At 66.1% G+C, this 24,938-nt stretch carries 23 protein-coding genes; 10 read left to right on the top strand and 13 right to left on the bottom strand.

Annotated features, from left to right (window positions below):
• Window positions 1–53: 53 nt before the first annotated feature.
• From ICN82_RS04060 to ICN82_RS04015, 10 genes are all read left to right on the top strand, one after another.
• Window positions 54–200, top strand: coding sequence for a hypothetical protein (locus ICN82_RS04060; RefSeq protein ID WP_193179903.1), 147 nt, complete (start codon window positions 54–56; stop codon window positions 198–200).
• Window positions 201–337: 137 nt separating this feature from the next.
• Window positions 338–619, top strand: coding sequence for a hypothetical protein (locus ICN82_RS04055; protein WP_193179901.1), 282 nt, complete (start codon window positions 338–340; stop codon window positions 617–619).
• Between the two features lie 192 nt (window positions 620–811).
• Window positions 812–1,438 carry a hypothetical protein gene (locus tag ICN82_RS04050; protein ID WP_193179899.1) on the top strand — a complete coding sequence of 209 codons (627 nt, stop codon included), beginning with the start codon at window positions 812–814 and terminating at the stop codon, window positions 1,436–1,438.
• On the top strand, window positions 1,431–1,751 hold the full coding sequence (locus ICN82_RS04045; RefSeq protein ID WP_193179897.1) for a hypothetical protein: 321 nt from the start codon (window positions 1,431–1,433) through the stop codon (window positions 1,749–1,751). The genes ICN82_RS04050 and ICN82_RS04045 overlap by 8 nt, the downstream gene beginning before the upstream one ends.
• Before the next feature lies 1 nt (window position 1,752).
• The gene (locus tag ICN82_RS04040; RefSeq protein WP_193179895.1) at window positions 1,753–2,628 is read left to right on the top strand and encodes a hypothetical protein; all 876 of its coding nucleotides are present in this window, start codon (window positions 1,753–1,755) and stop codon (window positions 2,626–2,628) included.
• On the top strand, window positions 2,628–2,981 hold the full coding sequence (locus ICN82_RS04035) for a hypothetical protein (protein WP_193179893.1): 354 nt from the start codon (window positions 2,628–2,630) through the stop codon (window positions 2,979–2,981). Before ICN82_RS04040 ends, ICN82_RS04035 begins: the two co-directional genes overlap by 1 nt.
• Before the next feature lie 12 nt (window positions 2,982–2,993).
• Window positions 2,994–3,746, top strand: a complete 753-nt coding sequence (locus ICN82_RS04030; protein ID WP_193179891.1) for a hypothetical protein — start codon at window positions 2,994–2,996, stop codon at window positions 3,744–3,746.
• A gap of 18 nt (window positions 3,747–3,764) precedes the next feature.
• Window positions 3,765–4,316 (top strand): hypothetical protein, encoded by a 552-nt coding sequence (locus ICN82_RS04025; protein WP_193179890.1) that lies wholly within the window; start codon window positions 3,765–3,767, stop codon window positions 4,314–4,316.
• Window positions 4,317–4,462: 146 nt separating this feature from the next.
• The gene (locus ICN82_RS04020) at window positions 4,463–5,608 is read left to right on the top strand and encodes an ATP-dependent DNA helicase (RefSeq protein ID WP_193179888.1); all 1,146 of its coding nucleotides are present in this window, start codon (window positions 4,463–4,465) and stop codon (window positions 5,606–5,608) included.
• Between the two features lie 452 nt (window positions 5,609–6,060).
• Window positions 6,061–7,158 carry a hypothetical protein gene (locus ICN82_RS04015; protein ID WP_193179886.1) on the top strand — a complete coding sequence of 366 codons (1,098 nt, stop codon included), beginning with the start codon at window positions 6,061–6,063 and terminating at the stop codon, window positions 7,156–7,158.
• Between the two features lie 299 nt (window positions 7,159–7,457).
• Here ICN82_RS04015 and ICN82_RS04010 read toward each other — a convergent pair whose 3' ends face one another.
• The 13 genes from ICN82_RS04010 to ICN82_RS03950 all read right to left on the bottom strand — a co-directional run bounded on the left by ICN82_RS04010 (window position 7,458) and on the right by ICN82_RS03950 (window position 24,937).
• Window positions 7,458–8,807 carry a hypothetical protein gene (locus ICN82_RS04010; protein ID WP_193179884.1) on the bottom strand — a complete coding sequence of 450 codons (1,350 nt, stop codon included), beginning with the start codon at window positions 8,805–8,807 and terminating at the stop codon, window positions 7,458–7,460.
• Between the two features lie 27 nt (window positions 8,808–8,834).
• Window positions 8,835–9,092: a hypothetical protein gene (locus ICN82_RS04005; RefSeq protein WP_193179882.1), complete on the bottom strand. Its 258-nt coding sequence runs from the start codon at window positions 9,090–9,092 to the stop codon at window positions 8,835–8,837.
• Entirely contained in the window at window positions 9,089–9,646 is a 558-nt protein-coding gene (locus ICN82_RS04000; protein ID WP_193179880.1) for an N-acetylmuramoyl-L-alanine amidase, read from the bottom strand. Before ICN82_RS04000 ends, ICN82_RS04005 begins: the two co-directional genes overlap by 4 nt.
• Window positions 9,643–9,882, bottom strand: coding sequence for a hypothetical protein (locus ICN82_RS03995; RefSeq protein ID WP_193179872.1), 240 nt, complete (start codon window positions 9,880–9,882; stop codon window positions 9,643–9,645). Before ICN82_RS03995 ends, ICN82_RS04000 begins: the two co-directional genes overlap by 4 nt.
• Entirely contained in the window at window positions 9,882–12,086 is a 2,205-nt protein-coding gene (locus ICN82_RS03990) for a phage tail fiber domain-containing protein (protein WP_193179871.1), read from the bottom strand. The genes ICN82_RS03995 and ICN82_RS03990 overlap by 1 nt, the downstream gene beginning before the upstream one ends.
• Before the next feature lie 53 nt (window positions 12,087–12,139).
• Window positions 12,140–16,834, bottom strand: coding sequence for a hypothetical protein (locus ICN82_RS03985; protein WP_193179870.1), 4,695 nt, complete (start codon window positions 16,832–16,834; stop codon window positions 12,140–12,142).
• On the bottom strand, window positions 16,834–19,110 hold the full coding sequence (locus ICN82_RS03980; RefSeq protein ID WP_193179869.1) for a hypothetical protein: 2,277 nt from the start codon (window positions 19,108–19,110) through the stop codon (window positions 16,834–16,836). Before ICN82_RS03980 ends, ICN82_RS03985 begins: the two co-directional genes overlap by 1 nt.
• Window positions 19,097–19,666: a hypothetical protein gene (locus tag ICN82_RS03975; protein ID WP_193179868.1), complete on the bottom strand. Its 570-nt coding sequence runs from the start codon at window positions 19,664–19,666 to the stop codon at window positions 19,097–19,099. The genes ICN82_RS03980 and ICN82_RS03975 overlap by 14 nt, the downstream gene beginning before the upstream one ends.
• Window positions 19,666–21,960 carry a hypothetical protein gene (locus ICN82_RS03970; protein ID WP_193179867.1) on the bottom strand — a complete coding sequence of 765 codons (2,295 nt, stop codon included), beginning with the start codon at window positions 21,958–21,960 and terminating at the stop codon, window positions 19,666–19,668. The genes ICN82_RS03975 and ICN82_RS03970 overlap by 1 nt, the downstream gene beginning before the upstream one ends.
• Entirely contained in the window at window positions 21,960–22,565 is a 606-nt protein-coding gene (locus tag ICN82_RS03965; protein ID WP_193179866.1) for a hypothetical protein, read from the bottom strand. The genes ICN82_RS03970 and ICN82_RS03965 overlap by 1 nt, the downstream gene beginning before the upstream one ends.
• 92 nt (window positions 22,566–22,657) lie before the next feature.
• The gene (locus ICN82_RS03960; protein ID WP_193179864.1) at window positions 22,658–23,509 is read right to left on the bottom strand and encodes a phage capsid protein; all 852 of its coding nucleotides are present in this window, start codon (window positions 23,507–23,509) and stop codon (window positions 22,658–22,660) included.
• 70 nt (window positions 23,510–23,579) lie between these two features.
• Window positions 23,580–24,095, bottom strand: coding sequence for a hypothetical protein (locus ICN82_RS03955; protein ID WP_193179862.1), 516 nt, complete (start codon window positions 24,093–24,095; stop codon window positions 23,580–23,582).
• A complete protein-coding gene (locus ICN82_RS03950) occupies window positions 24,092–24,937 on the bottom strand; it encodes a hypothetical protein (RefSeq protein ID WP_193179860.1) in 846 nt (281 codons plus the stop codon). Before ICN82_RS03950 ends, ICN82_RS03955 begins: the two co-directional genes overlap by 4 nt.
• Window position 24,938 lies beyond the last annotated feature (1 nt).

The raw sequence follows: 24,938 nt of genomic DNA, 5'->3' as shown, positions 1-24,938 counted from the left end.
TCACCCTGTCAACACCTGATTGGGAAACGCCCGGATCCTCCGAGGCAGATCGCTTGAAGAAGGAACTGGCGCTCGCTCGCCAGACCAATGGCCACCTGGAAAACCAGCTCGCCAGCGCCCTGAATGAACTTGCGCTCCTGCGCGATGTGTTCGGCCAGGTCGCGAAAGTCACCCGGACCCTGCACGCCAGCACCCCGTGACACCCTCCCAGCGGAGCCTCGCGCTCCTGAAGGCTGAGGGATGGACAACCGCCGTCGTAGAACGGTGGAACCCTCACGCCCGCATAAGGCAAGACCTGTTCGGTTTTGCAGACCTAATAGCCGTGCAGCCGGGGTTCGTGCCCCGGCTGGTCCAAGTCACATCCGGGTCGAATGCCTCCGCCCGCGTCAGCAAGATCCTCGAAGAGCCTCGCGCCCTCATAGCCCTCTTGGGCGGGTTCGAGATCGTCGTGCATGGCTGGCGCAAGGTGAAGGTCAAGCGCGGCGGCAAAGCCATGCGATGGGAGCCGCGTATCGTCCCGGTCAACGCCGAGGACTTCAATCTGTGTCTTTACCCGCAACATCCGCGTTCACCGGTCTTGCTGGTCCCCTCGACGCCATCGCCGATGCAACCGGCCTGAGCGTCAACCAGATCATCGCAGCCCTGAGCGCGGCTCTGCAACAGCAGACCCCATGGCCCCCTCAAACCGGCTCGGGCGGACCTCCCGCCCGCGCCACCATGCTGGCTGCCAACTGGCGGCCCTCCAAGCGTGCCCTGTCAGAACTCAGGGCGCGCTTCCCCCACCACGATTTCAACGAGGAAGAGGCAATCCATGACTTCGCATCCTGGTCCCATCGTGCCGGGCGGCTCCACCGAGACGCCGACGGCGATTTCGTCGCAAACATCGCGCGGATCCTTGAGCGTCGCCCGCCCGGCCGAGTTGCGTTTGCAGATCGAGGACGCGGAGATCAACCGGGTTCGGTCCGCGCTTTCCTCGCTGGGGGCATGGCCCTCTGACGAAGAGCCGACCTGGGCCAACATCAAAGACATCGAGCGCAATTCTGACGGCATGTATCTCTGCCGGCTGCACAGGCGCTCGTGGTTCGTGCCCAAGGCGGTGACGAAGGATCAGGTCGCCGCCGCGGCTGCCGCGCTGATCGACCAGCCCGCAGACACCGCCGCGCTGCGTGTCGCCCTCTACCAGCTGTGGCTGTCCACCAAGCACGAGAAGATGGCCGAGGAAGATCGCAACGCGATGCTCACCATCTATGCGCGCAACCTCGCGATCTACCCGGCCGAGCAGGTCCGGCTGGTGCTGGCCGAGTACGCCGAGAAGGAGAAGTTCTGGCCGTCCTGGGCAGAGCTTCACACCCGCCTGTCGGGCCTGTCCATCGCCCGCGCGGCGCTCACGGCCGGGCTGCGCGTCCTGTGCACTAAGATCGAGAATGCCAATGCCTGATGGATCCCAGCCGGTCAACGGCGCCCACTACTTCGCCTTCTCGCTCGACGATAAGCGCCAGCGCGCATTCGTAGCCGAGCAGAACAAGCTGCTGCCCTACGACGCCCAGACACCCGCGCTGATCGACGCTGTGCTCTACAACGCCTGCGCCGCGCTGATCCCGCTCGTCTGGCTGGGCTTCGGGCAGGAGGATCTGGCCGGGCTGTTCAGCGCGGTCAAGGCGGACTGCGATGAACGCTACGGCCCCAGCCCCAACCAAGCCACCATCGTCCACCACGACGCCATCTATCAGGCGCCCTTCGGAGAACACTGACATGGACCGCAACACCTATATCGGCTCGTCCGATGCCCGGGACATCCTGTCTGGCGACTGGAACCGCATGTACCGCGAGAAGATGGGCCTGCAAGAGCGCGAGGATCTGTCCAAATCCTGGCCGGTGCAGCTGGGCCTCGCCACGGAGGATGCGCACCTGGATTGGACCATCGCGCGGCTGTGCGAGGAACACGGCGCGGGCTTCAAGCACTCCAAGCACAAGGAAGACGGCACCCAGCACGAGGCGATCTTCACCCCCGATGGCACCTTCCACCGCCCGGTGATCGGCTCGCATCCCGATGCGCTGATCCGCACGCCCGACGGGCTGATCTATCCGATGGAGGCCAAGCACACGGGTCGCTGGGCAAACCCCGAGGAAGCCGCCGACTACTATATGCCCCAGCTTCAGCACCACATGCTCGCGCTCGGCTCGGACATGCTGCTGTTCTCGGTCATCGTCGGCGCGGCCGCGCCGGAATACGTCTGGATCGGGGCCAGCAAGGAATGGCAGGACCATTACGTCGAGCGCTGCGATGCGTTCTGGGGGCACATCAAGTCCGCGACCCCGCCGAGCCCGCGCTTCTTCGACGGCGCCGTGAAGCCCAAGCCCATCGTTCCGGCCTCGATCAAGAACACCGTGCCGTTCAACGGCATGATGCGGCGCGACCTGAGCGACAACAACCAGATCCCCGCGCTGGTCGACGAGTTCGTGACCACCAAGCTGGCGGCCAAGCGCCACGAAGAGCTCAAGGCGGAGCTGAAGGAGTTCGTCCGCGACACCGACAGCGAAGTGACCCATCCCCGGATCACCATGAAGCGCAACAAGCGCGGCGCCATCAACATCACCATCCACGACGAGAAGAAGGAGGCGGCCTGATGGACGGGGCGAACCTGCACGAGCTTGAAGCCCTGGGCTTCATCGAGAGCGCGGCCACGCCGGTTGAGGATCGTGTGGTTGCCCGCATCCGCGGCGGCGACCGGCTCGACCCCCGGCTCTGCTATGTCTCGGCCCGGCCCAATCCCCGGCTCGGGCTGGCCACCGTCAAGTTCTCCGGCGTGTTCGCCGGGGAGCCTGAAAACCGCTGGACCATCGAGACGGCCGATCACTGGATCATCAACCCGCTGATTGACGCGCTGCGCGGCGAGCTTGGCAGTCAGGCCCAAGGCCCGGCGGCGCGCGAGGCATTCATGTCCGAGCTTCTGGCCGAAGCCCGGCAAGCTGACCGCTAAGGAGACAAGCCGATGCCCGATGGCTCGATGCACAACCAGTTCACGTCCAATATCGCGCTGTGGGAAACGCTCCGTCCGGTGGACAAGCGGTTCACGAAGCCGATCACCGGCAAGAGCTACAAGGGCGACAGCCCGAACCCGACCTACATCATCATGAAGCTGACGGAGGTGCTGGGCCCTATCGGCGGGCGCTGGGGCTTCAACGTCGTGCGCGAGACGATCCGCGAAGGCGTGCCCCACCAGATCCCCGTCGAGATCGAGGAAGTCATGCGCGACGGGCCGCCCGATGCCCCGCCGCGCCTGATGAGCCGCAAGCAGCGCTTCGAGATCATCCGCGAGCAGCACCACCAGCTGGAGATCGAGTTCTGGCTGGTCGACAAGGAAAGCGGCGAGCGGCGCACCTTCTCGGCCTTCGGCGGCACGCCCATGGTCTACATGGCCAAGTCGGGCAAGTGGATCGTGGACGAGGATGCGGCCAAGAAGAGCCTGACCGACGCCTATACCAAGGCGGCAAGCTGGCTCGGGGCCTGCGCCGACATCTTCCTCGGCATCTTCGACGACAAGTACACCAGCCAGCCGCACAATGCCCCCGGCATGGATGGCCCGTCTGCCCAGCAGCAGCAGCCCAAGCAGGATGGCGGCTGGGAATGGGACGGAAACCCCGACGCCCCGCTGCGCGGCGAGCAGCAGCCCCAGCAGGGCACCCAGCAGAACCCCCGCACCCCCGACACGCAACGCCAGAACAGCGCCCCGAGCGGCTGGTAACAGGAAAGGAAAACTCCCATGGCAGATGGCAGCGGTTACGACAACACCAACAGCGGCATCGTCTTCAAGCCGCATGACGATCAGATCCTGTCCGGCTCGGGCAAGCTCAACATCAACGGGCAGGAGACGCGCGTCGTGATGCTGTTCGAGCAGGTCAGCCGGGACGGCAAGCGCGAGCTGGTGCTCTACCAGCGCGTCGGCCCGCTGTTCCCGAACGACCGGCAGGACAACGAGAAGGCCCCGCAATTCTCCGGCCCCTGCGATGGTCCGCTGTCGCACATGCGCATCGCGGCGTGGAAGCGCAGCAAGGACGGCCGGGACTTCCTGTCCCTTAAGATCAGCGAGCGCCAGCAGCAGGGCGGAGGCGGTGGCGGTGGCGGCCAGCAGGGCGGCAACGGCTGGGGCGGCAACCAGCAAGGCCCGCAGGGCGGCGGCTACGGCAACCAGCAGGGCGGCGGCTATGGAGGCGGGACCGCGCATGGCGGCCAGCAGAACCATGGCGGCCAGCAGGGCTATGGCAACCAGCGCGGCGGAGGCGGCGGATATTCCGACGATGAAATCCCGTTCTGACGCCCTGGCGCGCTTGAAGCCCCAAGCGCGCGCCTTCTGCCTGGGCGTGGTCCTCGGGGCCGCGCTCATGGCTTCCCCAGCCCTCGGGATCGTTCTGGCCATTGCATCAGCGGTGGCACTCGTCCCGCTCATGAAAAGGTAAGACCATGGACGGCGCAGCCCTGCTTTCCCCCCAGACCCAGAACTATTCCCCCGGCCAGGTTGTCGCGCTCGAAAGCGTGATGGATTGGCTGGCCACCCCCGAGGAACGCCGCCCGCAGATTTTCCGGCTGTTCGGCTATGCCGGAACCGGCAAGACGACGATCGCCAAAACCATCGCCGCGGCGTGCCGGGGGCATGTCGTGTTCATGGCCTTCACCGGCAAGGCCGCGCTGCAAATGCGCCGCTCCGGATGCCACGGCGCCGCGACGATCCACTCGACGATCTACCAGCCGGTCGACGGCAAGGATGGGTCTGTCACCTATGTCATCAACAAGGAGAGCGATTGCGTGGGCGCCTCGCTCATCGTGATCGACGAATGCTCCATGGTCGGCGAAGAACTGGCCAAGGACATCCTTTCTTTCGGCAGGCCGGTCCTCGTGCTGGGCGATCCCGCGCAGCTTCCGCCCGTGTCGAGCGCGGGCTATTTCACCGAGGCCGACCCGGATGCGATGCTGACCGAGATCCACCGGCAGGCCGAGGGCAACCCGATCATCGCCCTGGCCACCATGATCCGGCAAGGTGACGTGCCGCAGACATGGGATCGCGGCGGCGCGGTGCGCATGGTTCCGCGCGGCACGCTGACCGCGCAGGAGGTGGTGCAGGCGGATCAGGTGATCGTTGGCACCCACACCCTGCGCAACGGCTTCAACAAACGGATCCGGCGCACGCTGGGCCGCTCCGGTCCCGCCCCGGAGATCGGCGACAGGCTCCTTTGCCTGAAGAATGACAAGAGCATGGGGATCTTCAACGGCGGCTTGTTCAGCGTGCGCGAAATGCTGCACCGCAAGCGCGGCTCGAACAAGTTCCGCATGAAGCTGGTCGACGACGACAACGCCAAGCGCGGGGCCTTCATCACCTCCGTGCGCCAGGAGTTCTTTCTTGGCGGGGCCGAGGACCTGCACTGGAAAGACCTCAAGCACAGCCAGCAGTTCGATTACGGCTACGCGATGACCTGCCACAAGGCTCAGGGCAGCCAGTGGCGGCACGTCATCGTCTACGATGAGAGCGACCTGTTCCGCGATGACGCCCACCGCTGGCTCTATACCGCAGTCACCCGCGCACAGAAACGCCTTACGTTGGTGGCGGATTAGATGCCTCCGGTTGCCACCGGAGAGGAAGGTGGAGGGAGGTATATACAGCACCCCAGGGACGTGCGCAATCGCGACGGTCTGCTGGGCGCAGTTTTCAGCCTCTCGGACGCCCGTCGCCCACTAACGCTTCCGGCCATCATCGGGCTCTCAGCGCTGTCTTTGAATGCTGCGATTGCAGCCAGATTTCCGGACAGTCGCCTTTAGCGCGAAATCCAGGTGCTTGGCACCACCAAAGCATTTGTTCTTGGCGCTTTATAGAGGTGCAAGGCTGAGTGGCGGATTGCTCCTATTATGGATGCTACAGCGACGGTTAAGTCACGACCATTCGCTGCCTTCGAGCGCCAGCAGTATGCGGATCACAGCTATCCAAGCCTGAACTCAAAAAGAGCGGCAAGACAAGAAGATCCACCGCGCTGACAAGGGTTGCCGCAAGGCTGATATCTTGGAGGCAGGTGGACGAATCCCCCGCAACTCTTGGCGCTTTCGTCGCCGCCTGTAATCGACAGGGAAAAGACTTGAACCACTTGCCCAGCCAAGAGATCTTGTCTTCGAGCAACATACCATTTTGGGAATGTCGCTTAAACAGTGAATTGAGAGGATATATTTCCGTGCGGCAAGAAAACGATCTGGATGCCCAGAATAAAAAGCAGGAACAGCCACCCGGCTTCATTCCGTACTCACTTTCAGAAATCGTAGGGAAAGAGGCAGCTCTTATCGCCTTAATCACGGGTATTGGCTATTATTTGACCTATGAGTTCCAATCGTCTTATTTGAGATACTTTGGTGTCGACGAGGTATTTGTCGATCTTGAGGTGTCGAAAATTATCGTGGCTGCAGGCGGCGTGGCGCTACTCTCCATCATGATATATAATACTGTATACGCATTTCCTATGCGAGCTCTAGAAATACTCGCGGATTATAGTTTTGTTTCCCCACATGTTTTATTTCCATTGGTATTGTTAATGTTTTCAATGGCGCTTACAGGGTTTTCTTACATCTCGCAAGCCATAGTTTTTTATCTCCTAATCGTGGGGGGCTGGAATGGGATTGCGCTTCGCAGGAGGATGCGAAGCGGCACTCTTTGGCGGGACATTGTTCAAGAGTCAATGGATCAAGATCGTGAAGTCCGCTCGTGGTTTCTTGGGCCTGTGGGTGTTGATAGCCGCTATGGCAGTTTCTTCGTTGTGGCTGTGGCGGTTTTTGCTTCTGTGAACTTGCTCGGAAACTGGGCGGGGAACCGGGCCGCTTCCAGGGAAGGAGACTTCATGATTTTTGACTATCGCGACAGGGAAGTTGCAGTCATAGGGACATATAGGGATCAATTCATAGGCGCTGAAATTGAGCGCGGCGAAGAAGTGGTTTCTCTAACTGGATCTGTCTTTTTGGTTCCGTCGCCGTCCAGTGTTGGTGATTTTCACGTTGAGATGATGAGGGTAAAAATCCAAAAATTCGAGTTTCCAGGGCAGAACTCTATTGAGCGGGTAACTTTCGAAGATGCTTGGCGGCGAAATATCGCCAGCATTCGTGGCTGGATAAGCGTTAGTGATTGATCCCCTCCGCATGGAACAAGGTCCCGGGCAAATTTGGTGGTCAAGGACCACTACGGCAGGCTGGCTTCGATCAATGTGCGCACGTATCGGAAGTAGGCTTCCCCGCCCCTCCTGTGGGTGCCTAACGTGACGTTACCAATGGCGCGGATGTTGCGATAGGGCTGCGATCCGCTGCTTGGGCCCGGGAACTCTCCTCGCAACGGTATTGCGGAAGCTTGTGCCCTTTCCCATGGGCGAGACCGGAAAGAGTAACCCCGCCGGATCACTCCGGCGGGGCGTTTTTCATGATTGCTGACGGGTCAGGCGTAAGGCGTGTGCTTGATGGTTGCGGCAGCTTCCAGCAGCATCGGCTGGCCGACGGTGGCGCTTCCCGCGACCACCGGATCCTTGTAGTAAAGGGCGCCGGTATTGGCCATCTTGCGGCAGTAGCGTTCCAGCACCGCGGCCTGGGCGACATAGTTCGTGCCCACGATCACATCCTGCGTCTGCTCGGTGGCAGGGTCGTCGCAATGGATGTCGATGGCAATGCGCATCGGGTCCGGCGTTCCCTGAACGGGGTTGCCGCCCTGGAAGAAGTTGTGCTCGATCAGCAGGCCATCCACGTCATTGAGCAGGATGTCCTTCGGGTTGGTCCGGGTCGGATACTCTGCCTCGTCGACCACCTTCTGCACGAAGGTGTTGTTCAGGATCTCGCCCATGCGGGCGCCTTTCACATAGGCGCCGTAGTCGCGGAAATCGAAGAAGTTCCCGCGGACCGACAGGCCCGGCTCCTGACCGTCGCGATGCCAGACAAGGCCCAGGATGCAGGTCGGGAAGCGGTTGTTGGTGAACACGCCGACCTCGGGCTGCCCGCCTTCGTCGTCCGCCGCATAGGTGAAGTCGATCGGGGAGGTTTCGGTCTCGGGGATATTGCCCCGGCAGATGATCCCGTAGCGCGCACGCGAGAAGATGCACTGATCGACCTCGGGAGCATAGGCGCCGTCGAGGACAAGCGCGCGATCCACGGTCCAGAGATCGCTGTCATCCGACCAGTCGGAGCCGGTGTACACGTTCTCGTTGGTGCCTGCATCCGTCACCAGGTTCTCGATCAGCGGCCGGTTGTGGCAGCTCAGGTCGAACAGGTTGCGGAAATACTCCCGGCTCCCGCCGCCGTGGTAGTCGTCATAGCCCATGACCAGCACGTTGCGGATGACGGCGGTGCGCTGCATCTGGCCACCGCGGCGAACGGCGCGCGAGCGCAGGAGGAAGGTGTCTTCCTGCATGCCCTGGCCAATGGCGAGGAATGCGAGGTCGGAGATTTCCAGCGTCGAGTTGCGCTTGGAGGTGTCCAGCCGGATGCGGTCCTTGGCCGGGTACATCCATGGGCGCATGATGATCTTCGACAGGTTCATGCCCGCGCCGACAATCTTGAAGTGGCAGGAAACCTCATTGCCTTGCGCGTCGAAGTCCAGATCGATGTCGATCACGCTGCGCATTTCCCATTCACCCGGCGGGATGACCAGCGTTGCGGCGCCATGTTCCTGCGCGTGGCGGACGGCCGCGACGATTGCCGGCCCGATATCCTGCGCGCCATCGACGCTATCGTTCAGGGTCGGGTCGAAATGGGAAAGCGGCATCGCCGCTTCTGCTTGGAGGGTGGTTTGGGTCATTAGGTAGCCTTTTTTTCTTGACTTGGGTTATTTGCCGATGCGCATCGAAACCGGCTGGCCGGTCTTGAGGCGCAGGAGCGCGTTGACCACCGACCAGATCAGCATGACGACGCCGGAGGTCGTGATCTGGCCGGACGGAATGACGATTTCCCCGGTGCCGCCCGTCGCCGAGGAGGCGATGGTCATGGCGTCGAGGACAAGGGACGGATCGACCGCGGCAATGGCGCCGCCCACGGCGCCCAGGACGTTGGCCTTGAGGGTCTTGGACTTGTTCAGAGGCTTCATGCGCGGGCTCCTTTGAGCAGGTTGACGATGGCTGCGAGAAGGCCAATGCGGGGCCGCTTCGCCGCGCGTCGATTGGCCTGTACTTCTGCCCACCAGGGCGCAACATCAAATCCGGGGCATTGCGTGGCGGCACCTTTGGCATCGCGGTGCCCGACCACGAGCGGCCCCTTGGCGGGATCCATCCCGTCGCCGCCGAAGCGCGCGAGCTGCGCATCGATCCATGCGATAAGCGCCTCGGTCTGTTCCGGCGTGCGGGTGTCGAAGCCCTTGTTCACGCCATGTCCGCGCTTGAGCCCGCCTGCGAAGCACACGCCGACGCTGTGGTGATTGTGCCCCGAGACCTGCGCGCCCTGTTCGACCTTGCCGGGCCGGGTCATGTCGCGGCCGGGCTCGACGGTGCCGGTGCGGCGGATGAAGGCGTGATAGCCGATCTTGTTGAAACCCCGCTTCAGGTGCATCCGCTCGATGTCGGCGGCGGTCACGACCTGATCGTCATAGGTCGCCGAGTAGTGCACGAAGATGAACTTCACGGCGCTGTCGGGAATGTAGGTCATCGCTGAAGGTCCTTGATCTGTTCACGGATTTCGATCTGCACGTCGAGGATGGTTTGCAGCCGCTCGTCGAGCCGGATCGAGCGGGCTTCGAGGACACGCACGCGCGCCTCGATGTCGTTGATCCGGACGGAATTTGCCTCACCGCGCCGGTCGGCCACGGCAAAGGCGGAGGCCATTGCCACGACGGCCGCGATCACCGGCAGGTAATCGCGGAGGCTGGTGATCTTTTCAGACATCAGATGAACTCCACGCTCATGTTGGTCGGGGAAGAGATTGCGAGCGCGCTGCCGGTGGTCTGCACGACCTGGACAGAGATCACGTCGCCGGGCGTCACATCGAACCATGGCGTCTGGACGCTCAGCGAGGTCGGGCGGTTTGCCACGCCATTCGCCGTGGATTGCGCGCCGGTCAGGCGGGTGGAGCCATTGAGGTTGATGGCCAGGCCGCGATTGCCGCTGCTGTTGGTGTCGAACTCCACATTCGCCACGGCGCGGGCGCGTGTGACGCCCAGCCCATCGGGCACGGTCACGCCCTCGGGGCCGAAGGCTCCATCAAGGAACGGGTGTCCGTCATGGGTCTCGAAGCTGATCGTCACCCACGCGCCATGCTGGATGGTGTCGTAATCGGTGCTTTCGAGCAGCGAGATTTCCAGCATGGCACCGCCGATCCGGCGCACGGGGGCGGCATCGGGATTGGCGATGAACAGCGCCGGCTCGGCGCCTTCGGCCGTGGCGGGCAGGTCGAACTGCGTCAGCCCGGCATCGGCGGGAATGTCGAGCCAGCTTGCCAGCACGGCCCCGGCGGGGATCGTCCCGCCGGTCACGCGCGCCTGTCCGCCCGCGCCGGAGACCCGCAGGCCGATCCGGCGGGGGTCGCCGGTCCCGGCATGGGTGTTGCCCTGCGCGGTCATGCTGGTGACGTTCTGCGCCAGCACATCCACGGGAATGACGCGATCGGCATAATCCGCGTCTGCCGCCTCCTGCCGGAAGGTGTTGCCGCTCACATCCGCGAGGCCCGCGCCGTCGAAGACCAGGCCCGCATCGCGGTGCTGGATCCGGCAGCCGGTCACGCGCAGATCCGCCTGCGCGCCGAGGCGCAGCCAGGACAGCCCGGTGCGCACGGCGCGCAGGTCGCAGCCATCCATCGCCAGCCTGCCGCCGGATGCCGTGCCGTGGCTGCGGATGGCCGTGCCGATCCCGGCGGCCGAGACCTTCAGCAGATCCGCGCCCGCGCAGTCGTCGAGCTGCACGCCGACCAGCGTTGCCCACATCGGCCCGTCATCGGACCAGTCGGCAGCGGGGGCATCCACGCCTTGAAGGCGGACCTCGCGCAGCAGGGCGTTGAGGTGCCCATCGGCGCGGATCATGTTCGCCCAGGACGATTGCACCGTGCCATCGGCCTGCCCGGTCAGGAACTCGAACGGGGCAAGGTCCAGCCCATCCAGCACCAGCGAGCGATGGTTCTGCCCCGCGCCCCCGGCCGCACCCAGATCGAGCGCCCAGCTTCCGGCTTCCTGCGTGCCGCGATAGCCCAGCGAGAAGCCGCCAAGCTCGAAGCTGGACAGCCGGTGCCCGGATTGCAGGCTGATCGCGGTGCCCGGCACGCTGGCCGCGTCGCACCACAGGCCCGTCGCCCGGCGCCCCGCGCCGCGCAGGCTGATCTGCACGCCGCTGGTGCCGTCGCCGTCGAGGCTGGCGGCGATGGCCTGTTCAAGCTCGTAGAGGCCCGGCGGGATCACGGCGGCGGCGCGGCCGGTCTCGCGGGCATAGTCGATGAAGCCCAGCAGCGCGGTGCCGATCTGGCCCCCGTCGCGCAGCGTGCGGTCGAAGTAGCGCAGCCCGATCTCGTCGTTGAGAAGCCGATAGCGCCGCCCGGCCGTGTCCAGGTAGGAGGCGGCGGGCGGGGCCGCCTCGTCGCGCTCGTAGCGCCAAGGGTGCCCGAGGATAACGCCTGCCTCGATTTGCAGGGCGCTGGCTGCATCGCCGGAGAGGACACGCTCAGCGTAACCCAGCGTCACGAGATCCTGCGCCTCGACAGGATCGGCACTGGTGCGGATGCGCCCGCTGCCGATGTCGGCCACGCCGCTGCCGGGATCGACGCTCACGGCGCGCTCGGCGGCCTCCTGCGAGAGATAGAACAGCCGGTCGAGCTCGCGCGACAGCTCTTGCTGGGTGAAGGTGTCGCCGATGGCTCGCGCGGGGAGCACGCTGGACGACACGACCACCCCGGCATTCGATACCGGGGCTTCGAGCGTGACCTTGTTGCCCTCGGTGCCGTACCGGCTGGCAACCGTGACCGAATAGGCGGTGATCCGCACGCCGTTGACGTGGACGGCAACCTCGTCCTCGTCGGCAAAGGGGAAGGGGATTTCAAACGGGCCAGCACTCGCAGTCGACCCGACCACGTAGGTTGCGCTCCGCGGATAGATCGTCTCAGCCATTGCAACACCAGTCGTTGATTCGACCGGTGTTGTTCTTTTGCCACGGGGCCTGTCTAGGGCATTATTCCCCGCTCGTTCCGGTCTACCATCTGATCCACCCAATCCTTGATGAGCAGGTGATTGCGGAACGGCAGGCCCCAGCTTGTCTCCATCATGTCGCCCGTGCCGATCCCGTGCACCAGATTGGATGCTGCGTCGGGCCCGGCCCCGGCGGCGCGCATGGCCATGTCATAGCCGGTGGGCTGCTCGCCGATGGCAAGGACCTGCGGCAGCACGCCCAGCACGCCGGACTGGTTGATTGCGCGGAACAGCTTTTCCTCCGGCTCGCGGCGGTCCCAGCTATCCCCGTCACGGAAGCTGGCCACCATGTAGCCCAGCCCCACCAGCGAGGCCACGCCCGCCATGTTGCGCGCCGTGGGATCATCAACCGCGTGCGACAGGATCTTGGTGTGCGCGGCGAAGGCGAAGGACCAGAAGGAGAAGGGCAGCGTCAGCAGGCCCGACTGGACCTGCCAATAGTCGCCCGACACCTCAAGGCCAGCCTTGCGCGCCAGCGGGTCGATGCGCGGGCCGCGCCGCAGGTAGACCGTGCCGTCGGCAATGATCGGCTTGTCGGCGGCCGTGGCCATCAGCACCGCGTTTTCGGATCCCTGCCGGATCAGCGCGCGGAACTTCATCACGTTCTCGCGGTCCTTCCAGGCGTCGGTGTTGGCCAGCCAGTGCCCGCCCTCTTGGCGCGCGGCAGGCTCGGTCGCGATGCGCTTGGCGTCGTCGGGCGTGATCCCGTAGCGGCCCAGCTCGCGCAGATCGGCCTCGGTGCCGAAGCCGCCCGCAACGCGGTGGATGCGGTCGAGCGTGTCGGTCACGCGCATCCCGGCGTCGATCTCCTTGACGCGCGCCGTCAGGCTGGCCAGCCCGTTCCACGCGAAGTAGCGGTTGGACAGCACGCGCGACCAGCGCTCCGGAGCGGTCAGGCCCGAGGCGTCCATGCCCGGATCGGAGAACTTCGACAGCGCCACGCCCTCGATCACGTCGAGGATCCCGCCCGCCTTGCGCATTTCCTCCCCGCCTGCCTTCACGACTTGGGCTAGCTCGTCATCGAGCTTGCCGAAAGCGTGCTGGAAGGTGCGGCCGAGACCGTGGCGCATGACCAGCGTGCCGAGATCCTGCACCGCCGGCAGGGCCGACTGGCCCATGAAGGCGAGGTTGGCATAGTTGCGCAGGAACGTGGCCGCGCGGTTGTCCCAGCGGTCGGGGTTACGGATCACCCGGTTCTGCACCCGGTCGCGCAGGTGCAGGATGTCGCGCTCCATCGGCGCCCAATGCGTGTTGAAGCGCGCCTCCGTGCGCAGCGCCGTGCCCAAGGGCCTGAACGCCTTGAGCGCTTGCAGGGCCATCCCGGCATCGCCCGAACCCAGCAGCGTGGAGAAGGCAGGCTTCACGCCCGCGGCTTCCTCCATCAGCGAGATTGCCCGCTGATCCCCGCCCAGGGCGGCCCACATCGGGAAGAGGTTGGCGACGGCTTCCTCGTCTGCGTCCGCGCTGGTGTAGCGAGACAGGTCGAACAGCGGCGAGAGGCGGCGGCCAAGATCCACCATGGCGTTCCACTCGCCGGTGCTGAACTTGCCTGCCGCTTTCAGCGCGTGGATGAACTCGTGGTTGAAGGTCTCGATGGGGGTCGCGCCGAAGGGATCGACCCCGATCACGCTGACCGGATCAGCCGCATTGCCTGCGCGGAAAGAGCCCGCCTGCGCGGGATCCGTGTAGAGCATGTGCGCAAAGTCGGTCCAGTCCAGCCCCGCATCCCTGATCGCCTGCTTGGCCTCCTTCTGCATCCGGCCCATGGCCGTGTGAAGCTGCACCCATGCCGGGCGCTGCCCGCGCAGGTACTCGATCAGGTCCATGGCCTCGGTGCGCGACAGCGGCGCATCGCCCTTCTCGGCGCGCAGGAAGGCGCGGAACTCGTCGCGCTGCGCCCGGCTGAGCGCCGCGTGGAAGCCCTCGGCCGCGCTGATCCCCTCGTTGGGGGCGCCGTAGCGGCGGGCCATCTCAATGGCCGGTCCCATGCGGTCGGCATAGGCCTTGGCGACGTGCATGTAATCGGTCTCGATGAAGTCAGCGATCCCGTTATGCTCTTTCAGCAGATGCGCGTTGGGCATGTTCAACTGGCGCATCCGGCCGAAGCTGGGCCGGGCTTCCTCGGTCAGCGCGCCCAGGTGGGCAAGGTCATTGTCGGTATCGCCCAGCAGCGTCTCGACGATTTCCTCGGCCCGCGCCCGAACCGCGCCTTCCTCCTGCGAATAGGTGAACTTCTGCCAGCCGCCCTCGTCGGGGGCCTGTTTGATCCGGTCGTGCATCGCGTCGATCTGCGCTTGCGTCGGGTTGCGCGCCATCAGCGCGTTCAGCTCGCGGTGCAGGTGATCCTTGGAGGGCACCCACGTCCAGCTCTCGGGGTTCTTCTCAAGGTGCGGGATCAGCACGTATTTCAGGAACGCCTCGCGGTTGTCGCGGATCGCGGCGGGACGCCAGACGCGGGTGAAGTAATCCTCCGGCACGTCCTCGGCCTCGCGGCGGGCATCGAACTGGCGCAGCCGGTTGCGAAACACGGCGCGGTCCTGGCGCTGCTTCTCGGAAAGCTCCTTGCCCTCGGCCTCCTTCTTGTCCAGCCGCTCGATGCGGTCGCGGATCTTGTCCATGCGGGCCTGGATCGAGGCGCGGGTGGACAGCACGCCAGCATCGACGCCATCGCGCTCGTAGCGTTTCCAGCTATCGCGCAGGTGCCCGGCCATTTCGTTCACCTCGGGGATCTCGTCTTGCTGCCCGGTGATGAGCGCGCGGGAGGCGCGGCGGCGGAAATCCTCGATCGACAGCGCTTCCTCGCCGCTGGCGCGCTTGCGCCGGAAGCTCTTGTTGAGATGGATGCCGGCCACCTCGGGGTTCTTCTCGAAGCCTAGGTAGCGCTCGAAGATTTCGGTCTCGCGCCGGTAGATCCCATCCACCTCGCCGTGCCAGACCCGCGAGCGCATCCAGACAGACGGCCCGTTGGGTGTGCCGTCGGCGCGCGCCATGCCGCCGTCATTGGCCAGATCGTCGGCCATGCCTTTCACCGCGCGGGTCATGGAGGTCATGTTGAGCCGCTTGAAGGGCCCATCCACCATGCGCGCCAGCATCCGGCCGCGCCGGGTCAGCATGGCCTGCCCGTCCTCGGGCTTGTCGGTGGAGAAGTTGGCCTCGGAGCGGTGCATTTCGCGCCGGGTCTCGCCGATCCGGTCATAGGCGGCTGCGCCCTCGGCATCCTGCGGCGCGCTCAGGCGGGCCTGCGCAGGGCCGGGCAGGGCGGGCGCATCCTCGACATCCAGCCCCAGCCGTTCGGCCTGCGGATGGGAACCGGCATAGTCGCGCCATTCCAGATTTACCTGCCGGGCGGTCGCGCGTCGGCCGTTGCGGTTGAGATAGCCGCCGATCCCGGCGCTGATGGCCATGGACAGCCCGACATTGAGCTGGCTTTCCAGCCGCGAGGACAGCGGGTCATTCTCGGCCCGCACCGCCTCCATGGGCGCATCCAGGGCGAAGGAGGATGCGGCGGCCACGCCAGCCCCGCGCAGCGCCGCGCCCCCGCCGCGCAGGGCCAGCCCGCCGGGCACCAGCATGGCGGGGATGTTGTCGGGGTTGAAGATCCCGCCTGCCAGCGGGACCATCCAGCCGTCATACTGATCGGCGCGGCGCGTGCGGATTTCCTCGCGCCGGATCTGCTTCTTCAGCGCCTCGTAATGCTCGGCGTTCTGCGCCTTGGAGAGATACCGCGCGAAGCCCGCCATGCCGTCGCTGCCGATGGCGGCGGCAACGTCGAAGTCGGGATCGAACTCATGCTGACGGGCCAGCCATTGCATCTGCGCGGAACGAACGATCGCGCTATCCGTGGCGCTCTCGACGAAGACCTGCCCGGCGCTCAGCGGCGCGACCGGCCCGCCGCCCTTGCCGGTGCGGGTGCTGTAATCCACGTCCGGAAGCTCCTGCGGGGGCAGGAGCTCGCCCGGCGGGGTCAGGTCCACGTCGGGCTTGTCCCAGACATCGACCGGCGCCGCGTCCGGCCGCTCGGTGCGATAGGCCGCTTCGAATGCCTCGCCCCAGCTTTGCGAAGGCGGGGGCGGGTCCTGCACGCCCGGCGTGCGCCCCGGCACGGCAGGCGCATCCGGCCCGCCGGAGGTCGATTTGCGCGCCCTGGGCCGCCCCGACAGCAGCGCCTCGAAGTCCTCCACACCCACCAGCGCCCGGCTATGGTTCGCCCCCACGCCGCCGTAATAGGCTTGCCCGCGCTCGATGCGCCGGTTCCCCCGGAAGGTCGGGGCCAGCACCGGCAGGGAGGCCCATTCCTTGGCCAGCGAGTTGCCGAACTCTTCGGTGGACATGCGCCCGCCCTGCCACTTGTCGAGGCCCCGGCGGCGCATCAGGGCCACGGCATAGCGGTCCTGCGTCTCGGGCGAGAAGGTGTCATCCAGCTTGGCGGTGCCGTCGCGCAGCAGAGAGCGCAGCGTGGCGGGCATCAGTTGCAGCGCGCCCGCGGCCTCGGAGTTGTAATGCGGGTTCACCTTCTCCTGCCAGGCCAGCAGCTCGCGCACGCTCATGCCGGTGATCGGCTTGGGCGGGCGATGCTCCGCGCGGATCCCGCCATAAACCACGTCGTAATTCACCCGCCCGCCATTCTCGGCGCGGTAGATGAAGTTCAGTAGATCGCGATATTCTTCCATCAGCCCCTCGGCCCCTGCGTGCCACGCATTTTCTCGAAGTGTTCGCGCAGGATCTCCTGCGGCGGGCGCGGGCTTTCCCCGGCCTCAGCGGCGCGCACGATCTCGTCGCCGATGATCTTCCATTCCCGTTCGCCCAGGTTCCCGGCCTTCATCAGCGCGGCAAGGGACTGGTCGGCCTGTTGCAGCGCGGCCATGTCCTCGCGCACGTCGAGCGTGCCGACGGGGTAGGGCCTGCCGGTCTCGTCGTTCATCATCACGGTGTAGACTGGCGGCGTGCCCCGCCCGGTATCGGCCACGAGATAGTAATCCTCGCCCGGGCGCAGGAAGTCGGCATCGTCGATCAGCGCCCGGTCGCCGCTTGCCCCGCTCTCGAACGCCTCGCGCCCGAGGCTGTCTTCCAGCCCGCCGATCATTTCGCGGATGCGCTGGTCGGCCACGGCCTCGAAGGGAGAGGCGGCGATATTGGCGCCCGCGCGCGGGAAGCCCAGCCCGCCGACGACCCAGCCCGCGGCCTCGCCGCCAAGCTGCGCCAGCATGTCGCCGATCCCCTGATAAGGCACCTCGTAGAACTTCTCCGGCGAATAGGCGGAGCGGACCCCGCCCATGTAGTCGCTGGTGACATAGCGCCCCTCCATGCTCTGCCGGGTCATGTCGAGGGCATCGTCGTAGTTGCGGCCCAGGCGCATGTAGGTGGTGAAGACGGAGGCGGCCTGCCGTTCTTCCTCCGGCGTGGGCTGGATGTCCTCGCCCTCGTAGAGCGTGCTGCGCAGATCGCGCGCCAGGATCTCGGGGGCGGTATCGGCATCGACCTGCCCGCGCCCTTCCCACCGGCGGTTCTGCGCGTTCATCAGCCGGGCAAGCTGGGTTTCATCCCAAGGCTCGTCGCGCAGCGCCCAGACCTTGGCCACGGCCCGCTCGACGCCCTCCTGCGAGAAGCTGCCATCGCCGTGCAGGTCGGAGACCAGCCCGTAGACCGCGGCCAGATCGTCGGGAAGCTGGTCGCCCAGGTTCGTGGTGCGCCCCGCGCTGTTGGGCCCCTCGATCACGTCGCGGATCAGCTCGAAGCCCGCGGCAAGCTCGGCCGGGTCGGGATTGGTGTTCATGCGGTCGAAAAGCTGGCGCATGCTGTCGGGCAGGAAGCCCGCATCCTTGACCAGCGCGACGGCGTTCTTGCGGTCCTCGCCCTCCATGGTCAGCCAGTCGGCCATGTCGATCCCGCGCCGCAGCCCGTCCTCGGTGCGCAGTTCCAGCGCGTTTGCCAGATCCTCGTCGAGCAGGCCCCGGTTCTTAGGGTTGGAGGTCGCGCCGCCCCGGCGCAGGATCGAGAGGTCATAAGCCTTCTGCGCGGCCGCCTCTACCGCCGCCTGCCGCCGGTTGGCGTTGCCGATGAATTGCGTGACCACGCCGGAGGCGGTGCGCATGGCATCGCGGTCAACCGTGCCGTCGTCGAGCGTGAAGTATTCGTTCAGTTCCTCGTCGCCGCCCGAGAGCAGGCGCGCTTGCAGATCCATCAGCGCGCCGGGGGAAAGCTCTTCCACGCCCAGGTCGCGGGTCATGCGGGCCATCCCGGCCGCGACCCGGATGCGCTGCTTCAGCTCTGCCTTGTCGCCATCGGTCATGATCGCGGGGGAAAGCTCGTCGATCCATTGCGTGTTTGCGGCCATGGCGGCGGCGCGCGCGTCGTCTCCGGCCATGACGGCATCGCGCACCGACCGGATCTGGTCATCGACCATGACCGGGGCGCGGGAGGCGGCATTGCGGATTTCAAGCTGGCCCTGCCGCTGGCCGATGCTGGCTCCGGTGGAGACCATGGCCCCGGCGATGGTATCCTCGAAAAAGCCCTCGAAGCCCTCGGGGATGTCGCCGCGCATGTCGGCGATGGCGGAGGCCGCTTCTTCCTGAAACGCATCGAGGTCGTAGGGATGCAGGTTCTCGATGGCCGAGATCCTGCCGCGGATCGAGGTCGCCATGGCGTGCCCCATGCGCTCCTGCATGGCGCCGTCATAGGTCTGCCGCGCGATCGCGCTCATGCGCTGCGCGGAGGCATCGGGCATCTGCGGCATCCCGCTCTCGGAGGTGGAGAAGGTCGCAGCGCGCGCGAGCGCCTGGCCTTCCTCCTGCGATGCGGCGGCCATGGCCTGCCCGTACTGCGCGGCGCGCTGCGCCATGCGACCGGCCTCGCGGGTCATGAGGTCGCCCGCCGCCGAGCGGGACATGGCCAGCGGGCGCACGTTGGCGCCGCTGTTGATTTCGATGGGCTTCCTAAGCACCGGCATGGAAAAAGCTCCTGATCCGATTGCGGTTCTGCTGGCCGCGCGCGCCCGCGCCGCCGGTGTTGTAGGTCCAGAGGTCCGACCCCAGCCCGCCGCCCGCGCCGGAGGATCCCATGCCTGCGGCGGCGAAGTTCTGCGCCGCCTGCACGCCGGTCTGGATCGCGTCCATGCGGCCCGACCAGAGGGCGAGGGAGGCATCGCGGCGCGCCTGCGCCTGGGCGATGCGGGCCTGCGCGTCATTGCTGGCGGTCTCGGTCGCCAGATCGCTGTCGATCTGGCCCATGGCGCGGGCGAGGTCTTCGCGGTTGCCCGCCTCCACGCCGGCAAAGCTTTCGGTGGCCAGCCCGGAGACGGCCATTGCCGCGCGGTTCTGGCCTGCCTGCCGGTCGAAGTCGCGGCGCAGCTGGCCGCGCTGGCGGATTGCCTGCGTCCCGGCCAGCACCGTGGCGGTCTGGGCGTTCATCGCTTGCAGGTCGCCTTGCAGGCGGGCGTCGGCGGCATTGAGCTGCCCGCCGACAAGGGATTGGCCCATGCTCAGGAAGGATTGCACATCGCACATCAGAAATAGACCTTCAGCACCATCGCCTTGACTGACACGTCCCCCACGGCGCTGCCCTCGATCACCAGACGGGGCGCGGTGCCCCATTCGCCGACCATGTATTTGCGCCATTCTCTAATCGGCGTCGGCACTTCCAGCGCCGGGAAGTCAAGCGCGGAAAGGGCTTCCTGCCCGGCAACGGTTCCCGTCCAGGTGCCGTCCCAGAGGATGTCGGCCGAGACCAGCCGGACCATGTTGCCAAGCTGGGGGCCTTGCCCGGAGGCGGCGATGGGCGCGTGTGCCTCGATCCGCCACGGCATCGCGCTGCCGATCCAGAGTTCGTCGAGCATGTCGGCGGTGCGGAAGGCGCCGGTCTCGTCGAGCGTCACGTCGCTCAGGCGCAGATAGCCCGAATGCGCGGAGAGGGTCTGATCCGCGTGCATGGTGGCCTGCCATTCCTCGTCGCCGGAGCCGGTCAGCCGCTCGGCCAGATCGAGCGAGGTGCGCCGCGCGGTGTCGAAGCGCACGAGAGCGTGGCGCCCGTCATCCATGGAGACGGAGGCATAAAGCTCGCGCGAGAGGCCCGCGAAGCTGACGAAACGCCCGTCCTCGATGTCCCATCGCATGAAGCCCATGGCCTGATCGGCGCGGTTGGAGTGCATCACCACCGCGCCGCCATCGTCGCTGTTGGACCAGATCAGGTAGGGTGTGACCACATCCGCGGCCCCGTCATAGCGCGCTGCGTGGCGCGGCTCGTTGATCCAGTCCGAGACGACGGTGGAGATCGGGGCGATGTAATACTGGCTGTCATCGCCCTGGATGGACATTTCCCGCACGCTGGCACCGTTGGCATCGACATAGAGGAACGCGGTGTCGAACAGGAACGGCTTGGTATAGGCCGCCCCGCCGTCGGCCGCCTTGGGCGCGCGCACGGTCTCCTGCGTGATGGCGCGCTCGGTCGAGCCGGGCACGTAATAGGCGCCCCGGTCGGTGAGGATCGCAAGGTCGAAGCTGCTGATGAAGTGGCGCACGCGGGACTGGTCGCCGATCCCGTACATGGTCACGGCATCATCGGCCTCGCCGGTGCCCGGGTCGAAGTCGAACGTCGCGCCGGGGGCGGAGGCGAAGGCGGCATCGGGCAGCTGCGCGGAGCCGCCCAGCCAGAGCCGGGTTTCGTGGAAGCCCGCCGCCTGCGGCCAGCCGCGCGCCGCCGAATAGACCGGCTCCTTGAGTCCTTGCAGATCCCAGAAGCGCATCATCTTGACGCTGTTGCCGCCCACCAGATTGGTGCTTCCTGCCGCGCTTTCGCCTTCGACCTGGAAGATATTCTCGTCGATGATCCGCTTGACGGCATAGGCGGTGGGATCGCCTTCGGATCGCGCGGTGGTGGTGCTGTATTCCAGCCAGAGCGCGCCGCGCAGCACGTTGGTGCCCGCGCCCTTCTGCACGTTGGAGAACACGACCTGATCGCCCACCTTCAGCCCGTGGCCCTCGCAGGTGACTTCGACGATCTTGCTGTCATCGGTGAGCCAGAACGGGTTTTCGTCCAGCGTCACGGCGATGTCGCGGATGACGGAGATTTGCGCGGTGCGGGCATCGGTGACGGCATCGACCACGAACTCGCCATCGGCGATGCGCATCCGCAGCCCGACATGGGTATCGGTGAACACGTCGGCATCGGTGGTGATCTGCCCGGTGCCCGAGGCCACGTCGAACTCGGTTTCCTCCACACCCAGGATGGTGGAGAGCGCGGCCGAGATTGCGGGATCCACGCCGGGCGCGGTCAGGGTGGTGAAGCTGCATTTCACCTTCTTGTCGAAGGCGAAGAACGGGGCGAGATAGTGCCGCTCGTCGAGGCTCATGTCGAAGTCGAAGGGATCGAGCGCGAAGTCGCCGGTCGCGGTGTCGAAGCGCAGGATCCGCGTGCGGAAGCTGGCATCGGCGATGACGGCGGTATAGCGCTCGGCCGCGATCGTCATGAACCAGACGGTGCTGTCGGTCCAAGGCATGTCCTCGAACAGCGCGCGCCGGGTCAGCGTGCCGTCGAGGATTTCCAGTCGGCCCGGCGAGAAGGCGAGCAGGAAGCGCATTTCCTCGCTTTCGGCCACGACCCACGTTTCCAGCCGCTCGGGCGCATCGCGCCATTGCGCAAGCTCGGTCCCCCAGCGCCGCGCCAGCTTGTTGTCGGACGTGACCATGATGTTTCGGGCATCGTAGACCGACATCTGGTAGGCCCCGGCATCGGGGCGCGCGGCCAGGGCCTCGCCGGTGCGACCGGCGGCGAAGTTCGAGCGGAAGTCTCTCAGGCTGGGCATCAGCGGCCTCCCCGGCGGGCGCGCACGAAGGCGCCGGTGTCGATGCGGCGCGGGCTGCGCGATTGCGCGTCTCGGCTCTTGGCCAGGGCGAAGCGTTGCTCGGCAAGCTGGAACAGCCCGACGGCGCGGCTTTCGTCCTGCGTGATGGGCATGGCCAGCTCGGCGGCCAGCAGCGGGATGAAGTAGCGGCGGAAGTGGCCGGGCCAGCCCTCGGGCGCCTTCACGGCGCTGGCCTCCACCGTGACGGCCGGGGTGGTCTGGCTGGGCCATTCGATAATCACGTCTTCGCCCAGCACATCCCAGCGCACGCGGCGCCCGTTGGCATAGGCGACATGCACGGCGACGGCCTCGCGCGGGATGCGCCATGCGGAATGGAAGTCCGGCGGAAGCTGCACGTCGCCGGATTGCTGAAGCGTGAACACCTCCTGCGCGAAGCGCCAGCGATAGGCGCTGATGGCGCCTTCGAGCGTGTCGAGGAACTTCGCGTTGCCGGTGCGCGCGCTGATCGAGTTTTCGGTGAAGCTCGAAATCGGCGGCACGCCAAGCTCGGCGAGCGCGGCGTTCATCACCTTGATCGTGCTGTTGGAGACGGAAAGGATAGCCATGGTGCCCTCAATGAAAAGGGCCGGGCGCCTTGGGACGCCCGGCCAGTCAGCCCGCTGTCAGCCCGTCAGCGGGCGATCTGTCCCGGCGGGGCTCAGCCCGCGGAGGGATCCGGGGGCGGGGAGAGGGACTGGACCGAGTAGCAGCCCTTGTCCTCGATCACGGCGCCGCCGAAGCTCATGTCGGAGACGCACGAGTAATGGCTGTAGTCGTTGTGCCATTGCCAGTTGGTCTGGGGCTCCTGGTTCACGCCATGACCCACCACGGAGCGGTGCCATGCATAGTTGGTGGCCACGTTGGTCTCGTCGTCGAACGGGGTGTTCGGCAGCGGCATCCAAAGCACGCCCATCCACATCTTGGCCGACATGCCGCCCTTGAAGGGCAGGTTGTCGGCGCCGACCCAATCGGCATTGGCGAACTGCGGCACCTTCAGGAACTGCGCCCAGGAGTTGGGGTGCAGCGCGCAGAAGCGGTTGCCGTCGTCGGGCACATACGAGTTGTTGAACCCGGTGACGATGGACATGGCGTGGTTGTAGCCGAAGCCATAGGCCGCATCGCCTGCCTCTTTCTCCTTGCCCGCGCTCATGATGGCGAAGAGCGCATCATCGGTCTTGATGCCCAGGGCGGAGGTGTGCGCGGCAGCGTGGGCCTGACGCTCGGAAATGTTCTGCTTCAGCAGGTCGAGCTTGCGGACGTAGGTCGGCACCACGAAATCCTCCATGGTGGCCGACACGCGGTCGTGGCCGGGCTCCTGGAAGGTATGGCGTTCGCCACGGGCCGGCATGGCCTGCGCGACGACGGTGCCGAAGATTTGCCAGTGGACGGTCGAGCCCTGCACCGTGCCCTTGCGGGTGGTGTTCATCAGGCGCGACCCCATCTGGCGGAACTTGAGGTGCACGTCAGCCTGATACTGCTCGATGAAGCTGACGGGAATATCGTTGGGCATCTTAGCCTCCACGCAAACAGTTGATCGGGGGTCCGGGTATTCCGCCGATCACCGGGGCGCGGGTGTTCTGCTAGGCGCAGGCCGCTGTGGCGTCATTGGGGCCGACATCGCAACGGGCCTGCATCCAGAAGACTTCAAGCTCGTCGGGGAGGTGTTGTACTTCGGCCACAGGGAAGTCAAACCCCAAATGTTGCAGCCAGACGTGCCGGAACCGCAAGTCCTTGGGGATCACGTTGCCGAAGCCGCGCGGCCAGCGCGCAGCCTCAAGCTCGGCATCCAGCCAGCGGCGCAGGGCGCGGTCCATGGGCAGGCTGTGCAGGTCGGCCAGATCGGTGCCCAGGAAGAAGATCGCCCCGCCGCCGGGCATCCCCGGCATGGGCAGGACGCCGACGACGCCGACCAGCCCCTCGGGGCAATGCAGCGCGGTCAGCGGCGCGGCGCGGTAGGTCGACATCAGGTCGCCCAGGATGGAGATATGGCCCCGGCCCGTGACGCGGGCGACGTGGCGCAACTCCCAGCGGTCGATGGCCCTCATATTGAGGGCCAGCTCTTCCATGTCTTCGGGGGTGGCGGGCGCGGTTCTCACCGCTGCCGCTCCTGCTGCGCGCCCCATTTATCCCACGCCGCGGTCACTTCGGCCGTGTACTTGTCATCGACGCCGTAGCGCGGATCGAACTGCATTTCGCGCAGGCTTTCGCGGGTGATCGGCTTGGCGCCGGCATCGCCGCCCTTGGGCGCGAAGCCCGCCGCCGCCCCGCGCCCGGCGAGGCTTTCGATGAAGGCCACGCCCGCAGCGGAGGTCATGATGCCCTGCACGACGGGGAAGTGATCCTTCTCGACGTTCTTGTGCACCCACTGGTTCACATCGGCGATGCGCTCCTGCGCGTTGTCGCCCAGCACCTTCAGCTCGGTGTCGGGATCGGGCATGGTCTTGGCCCAGACATCGTTGATGAGCGACTGGAAGGCCTCGCCCTTGATGCCGTTCTCGTGCGCCCAGGCGCGCAGCGCGCCGTCCACGTCCTCGCCGGGGGCTTCCCAACCCTCGGGATAGGCATAGCCGTCCAGCGCCTCCGGCACGCCTTCCGCGCGCTCTGCGGCGATCTCGGCGCGCAGATCCTCGGTCTTCTTGGAGAAGCGTCCGTAGAGGTCGCGATAGGCTTTGGCCTGATCCTCGACGCTGTTGTATTTCTGCAACAGCCACTCGGGGCGCTCAGGGGCGCTCCCGTCGCCGCTGGGAGGGGTCCCGTCGTCGCCGGTGCCTTCACCCTCGGGCGCGCCCCCATCGCCCTGCGGGGGCGTGCCATCGTCGCCTGCGCCCGCGCCCGCATCATCGGCGGGCGGGGTGAAGAAGCTGCCGCCGCCCGCATCATCGGCGGGAGCGAAGACAATGGCGCGCATGATGGCGCCGAACAGGGTTTCTTTGAGCATG

Origin of the sequence: Mangrovicoccus algicola (assembly GCF_014903745.1) — a bacterium.
GTDB lineage: Bacteria > Pseudomonadota > Alphaproteobacteria > Rhodobacterales > Rhodobacteraceae > Mangrovicoccus > Mangrovicoccus algicola.
Note: the sequence above shows the minus strand (reverse complement) of the source record. Positions and strands in the feature narration are given on the sequence as shown.

What these genes read in the sequence shown, in the direction of transcription:
- ICN82_RS04050 (WP_193179899.1), top strand. Translation starts at nt 812, where the DNA reads ATGACTTCGCATCCTGGTCCCATCGTGCCGGGCGGCTCCACCGAGACG.
- ICN82_RS04045 (WP_193179897.1), top strand. Translation starts at nt 1,431, where the DNA reads ATGCCTGATGGATCCCAGCCGGTCAACGGCGCCCACTACTTCGCCTTC.
- ICN82_RS04040 (WP_193179895.1), top strand. Translation starts at nt 1,753, where the DNA reads ATGGACCGCAACACCTATATCGGCTCGTCCGATGCCCGGGACATCCTG.
- ICN82_RS04035 (WP_193179893.1), top strand. Translation starts at nt 2,628, where the DNA reads ATGGACGGGGCGAACCTGCACGAGCTTGAAGCCCTGGGCTTCATCGAG.
- ICN82_RS04030 (WP_193179891.1), top strand. Translation starts at nt 2,994, where the DNA reads ATGCCCGATGGCTCGATGCACAACCAGTTCACGTCCAATATCGCGCTG.
- ICN82_RS04025 (WP_193179890.1), top strand. Translation starts at nt 3,765, where the DNA reads ATGGCAGATGGCAGCGGTTACGACAACACCAACAGCGGCATCGTCTTC.
- ICN82_RS04020 (WP_193179888.1), top strand. Translation starts at nt 4,463, where the DNA reads ATGGACGGCGCAGCCCTGCTTTCCCCCCAGACCCAGAACTATTCCCCC.
- ICN82_RS04010 (WP_193179884.1), bottom strand. Translation starts at nt 8,807, where the DNA reads ATGACCCAAACCACCCTCCAAGCAGAAGCGGCGATGCCGCTTTCCCAT.
- ICN82_RS04005 (WP_193179882.1), bottom strand. Translation starts at nt 9,092, where the DNA reads ATGAAGCCTCTGAACAAGTCCAAGACCCTCAAGGCCAACGTCCTGGGC.
- ICN82_RS04000 (WP_193179880.1), bottom strand. Translation starts at nt 9,646, where the DNA reads ATGACCTACATTCCCGACAGCGCCGTGAAGTTCATCTTCGTGCACTAC.
- ICN82_RS03995 (WP_193179872.1), bottom strand. Translation starts at nt 9,882, where the DNA reads ATGTCTGAAAAGATCACCAGCCTCCGCGATTACCTGCCGGTGATCGCG.
- ICN82_RS03990 (WP_193179871.1), bottom strand. Translation starts at nt 12,086, where the DNA reads ATGGCTGAGACGATCTATCCGCGGAGCGCAACCTACGTGGTCGGGTCG.
- ICN82_RS03985 (WP_193179870.1), bottom strand. Translation starts at nt 16,834, where the DNA reads ATGGAAGAATATCGCGATCTACTGAACTTCATCTACCGCGCCGAGAAT.
- ICN82_RS03980 (WP_193179869.1), bottom strand. Translation starts at nt 19,110, where the DNA reads ATGCCGGTGCTTAGGAAGCCCATCGAAATCAACAGCGGCGCCAACGTG.
- ICN82_RS03975 (WP_193179868.1), bottom strand. Translation starts at nt 19,666, where the DNA reads ATGTGCGATGTGCAATCCTTCCTGAGCATGGGCCAATCCCTTGTCGGC.
- ICN82_RS03970 (WP_193179867.1), bottom strand. Translation starts at nt 21,960, where the DNA reads ATGCCCAGCCTGAGAGACTTCCGCTCGAACTTCGCCGCCGGTCGCACC.
- ICN82_RS03965 (WP_193179866.1), bottom strand. Translation starts at nt 22,565, where the DNA reads ATGGCTATCCTTTCCGTCTCCAACAGCACGATCAAGGTGATGAACGCC.
- ICN82_RS03960 (WP_193179864.1), bottom strand. Translation starts at nt 23,509, where the DNA reads ATGCCCAACGATATTCCCGTCAGCTTCATCGAGCAGTATCAGGCTGAC.
- ICN82_RS03950 (WP_193179860.1), bottom strand. Translation starts at nt 24,937, where the DNA reads ATGCTCAAAGAAACCCTGTTCGGCGCCATCATGCGCGCCATTGTCTTC.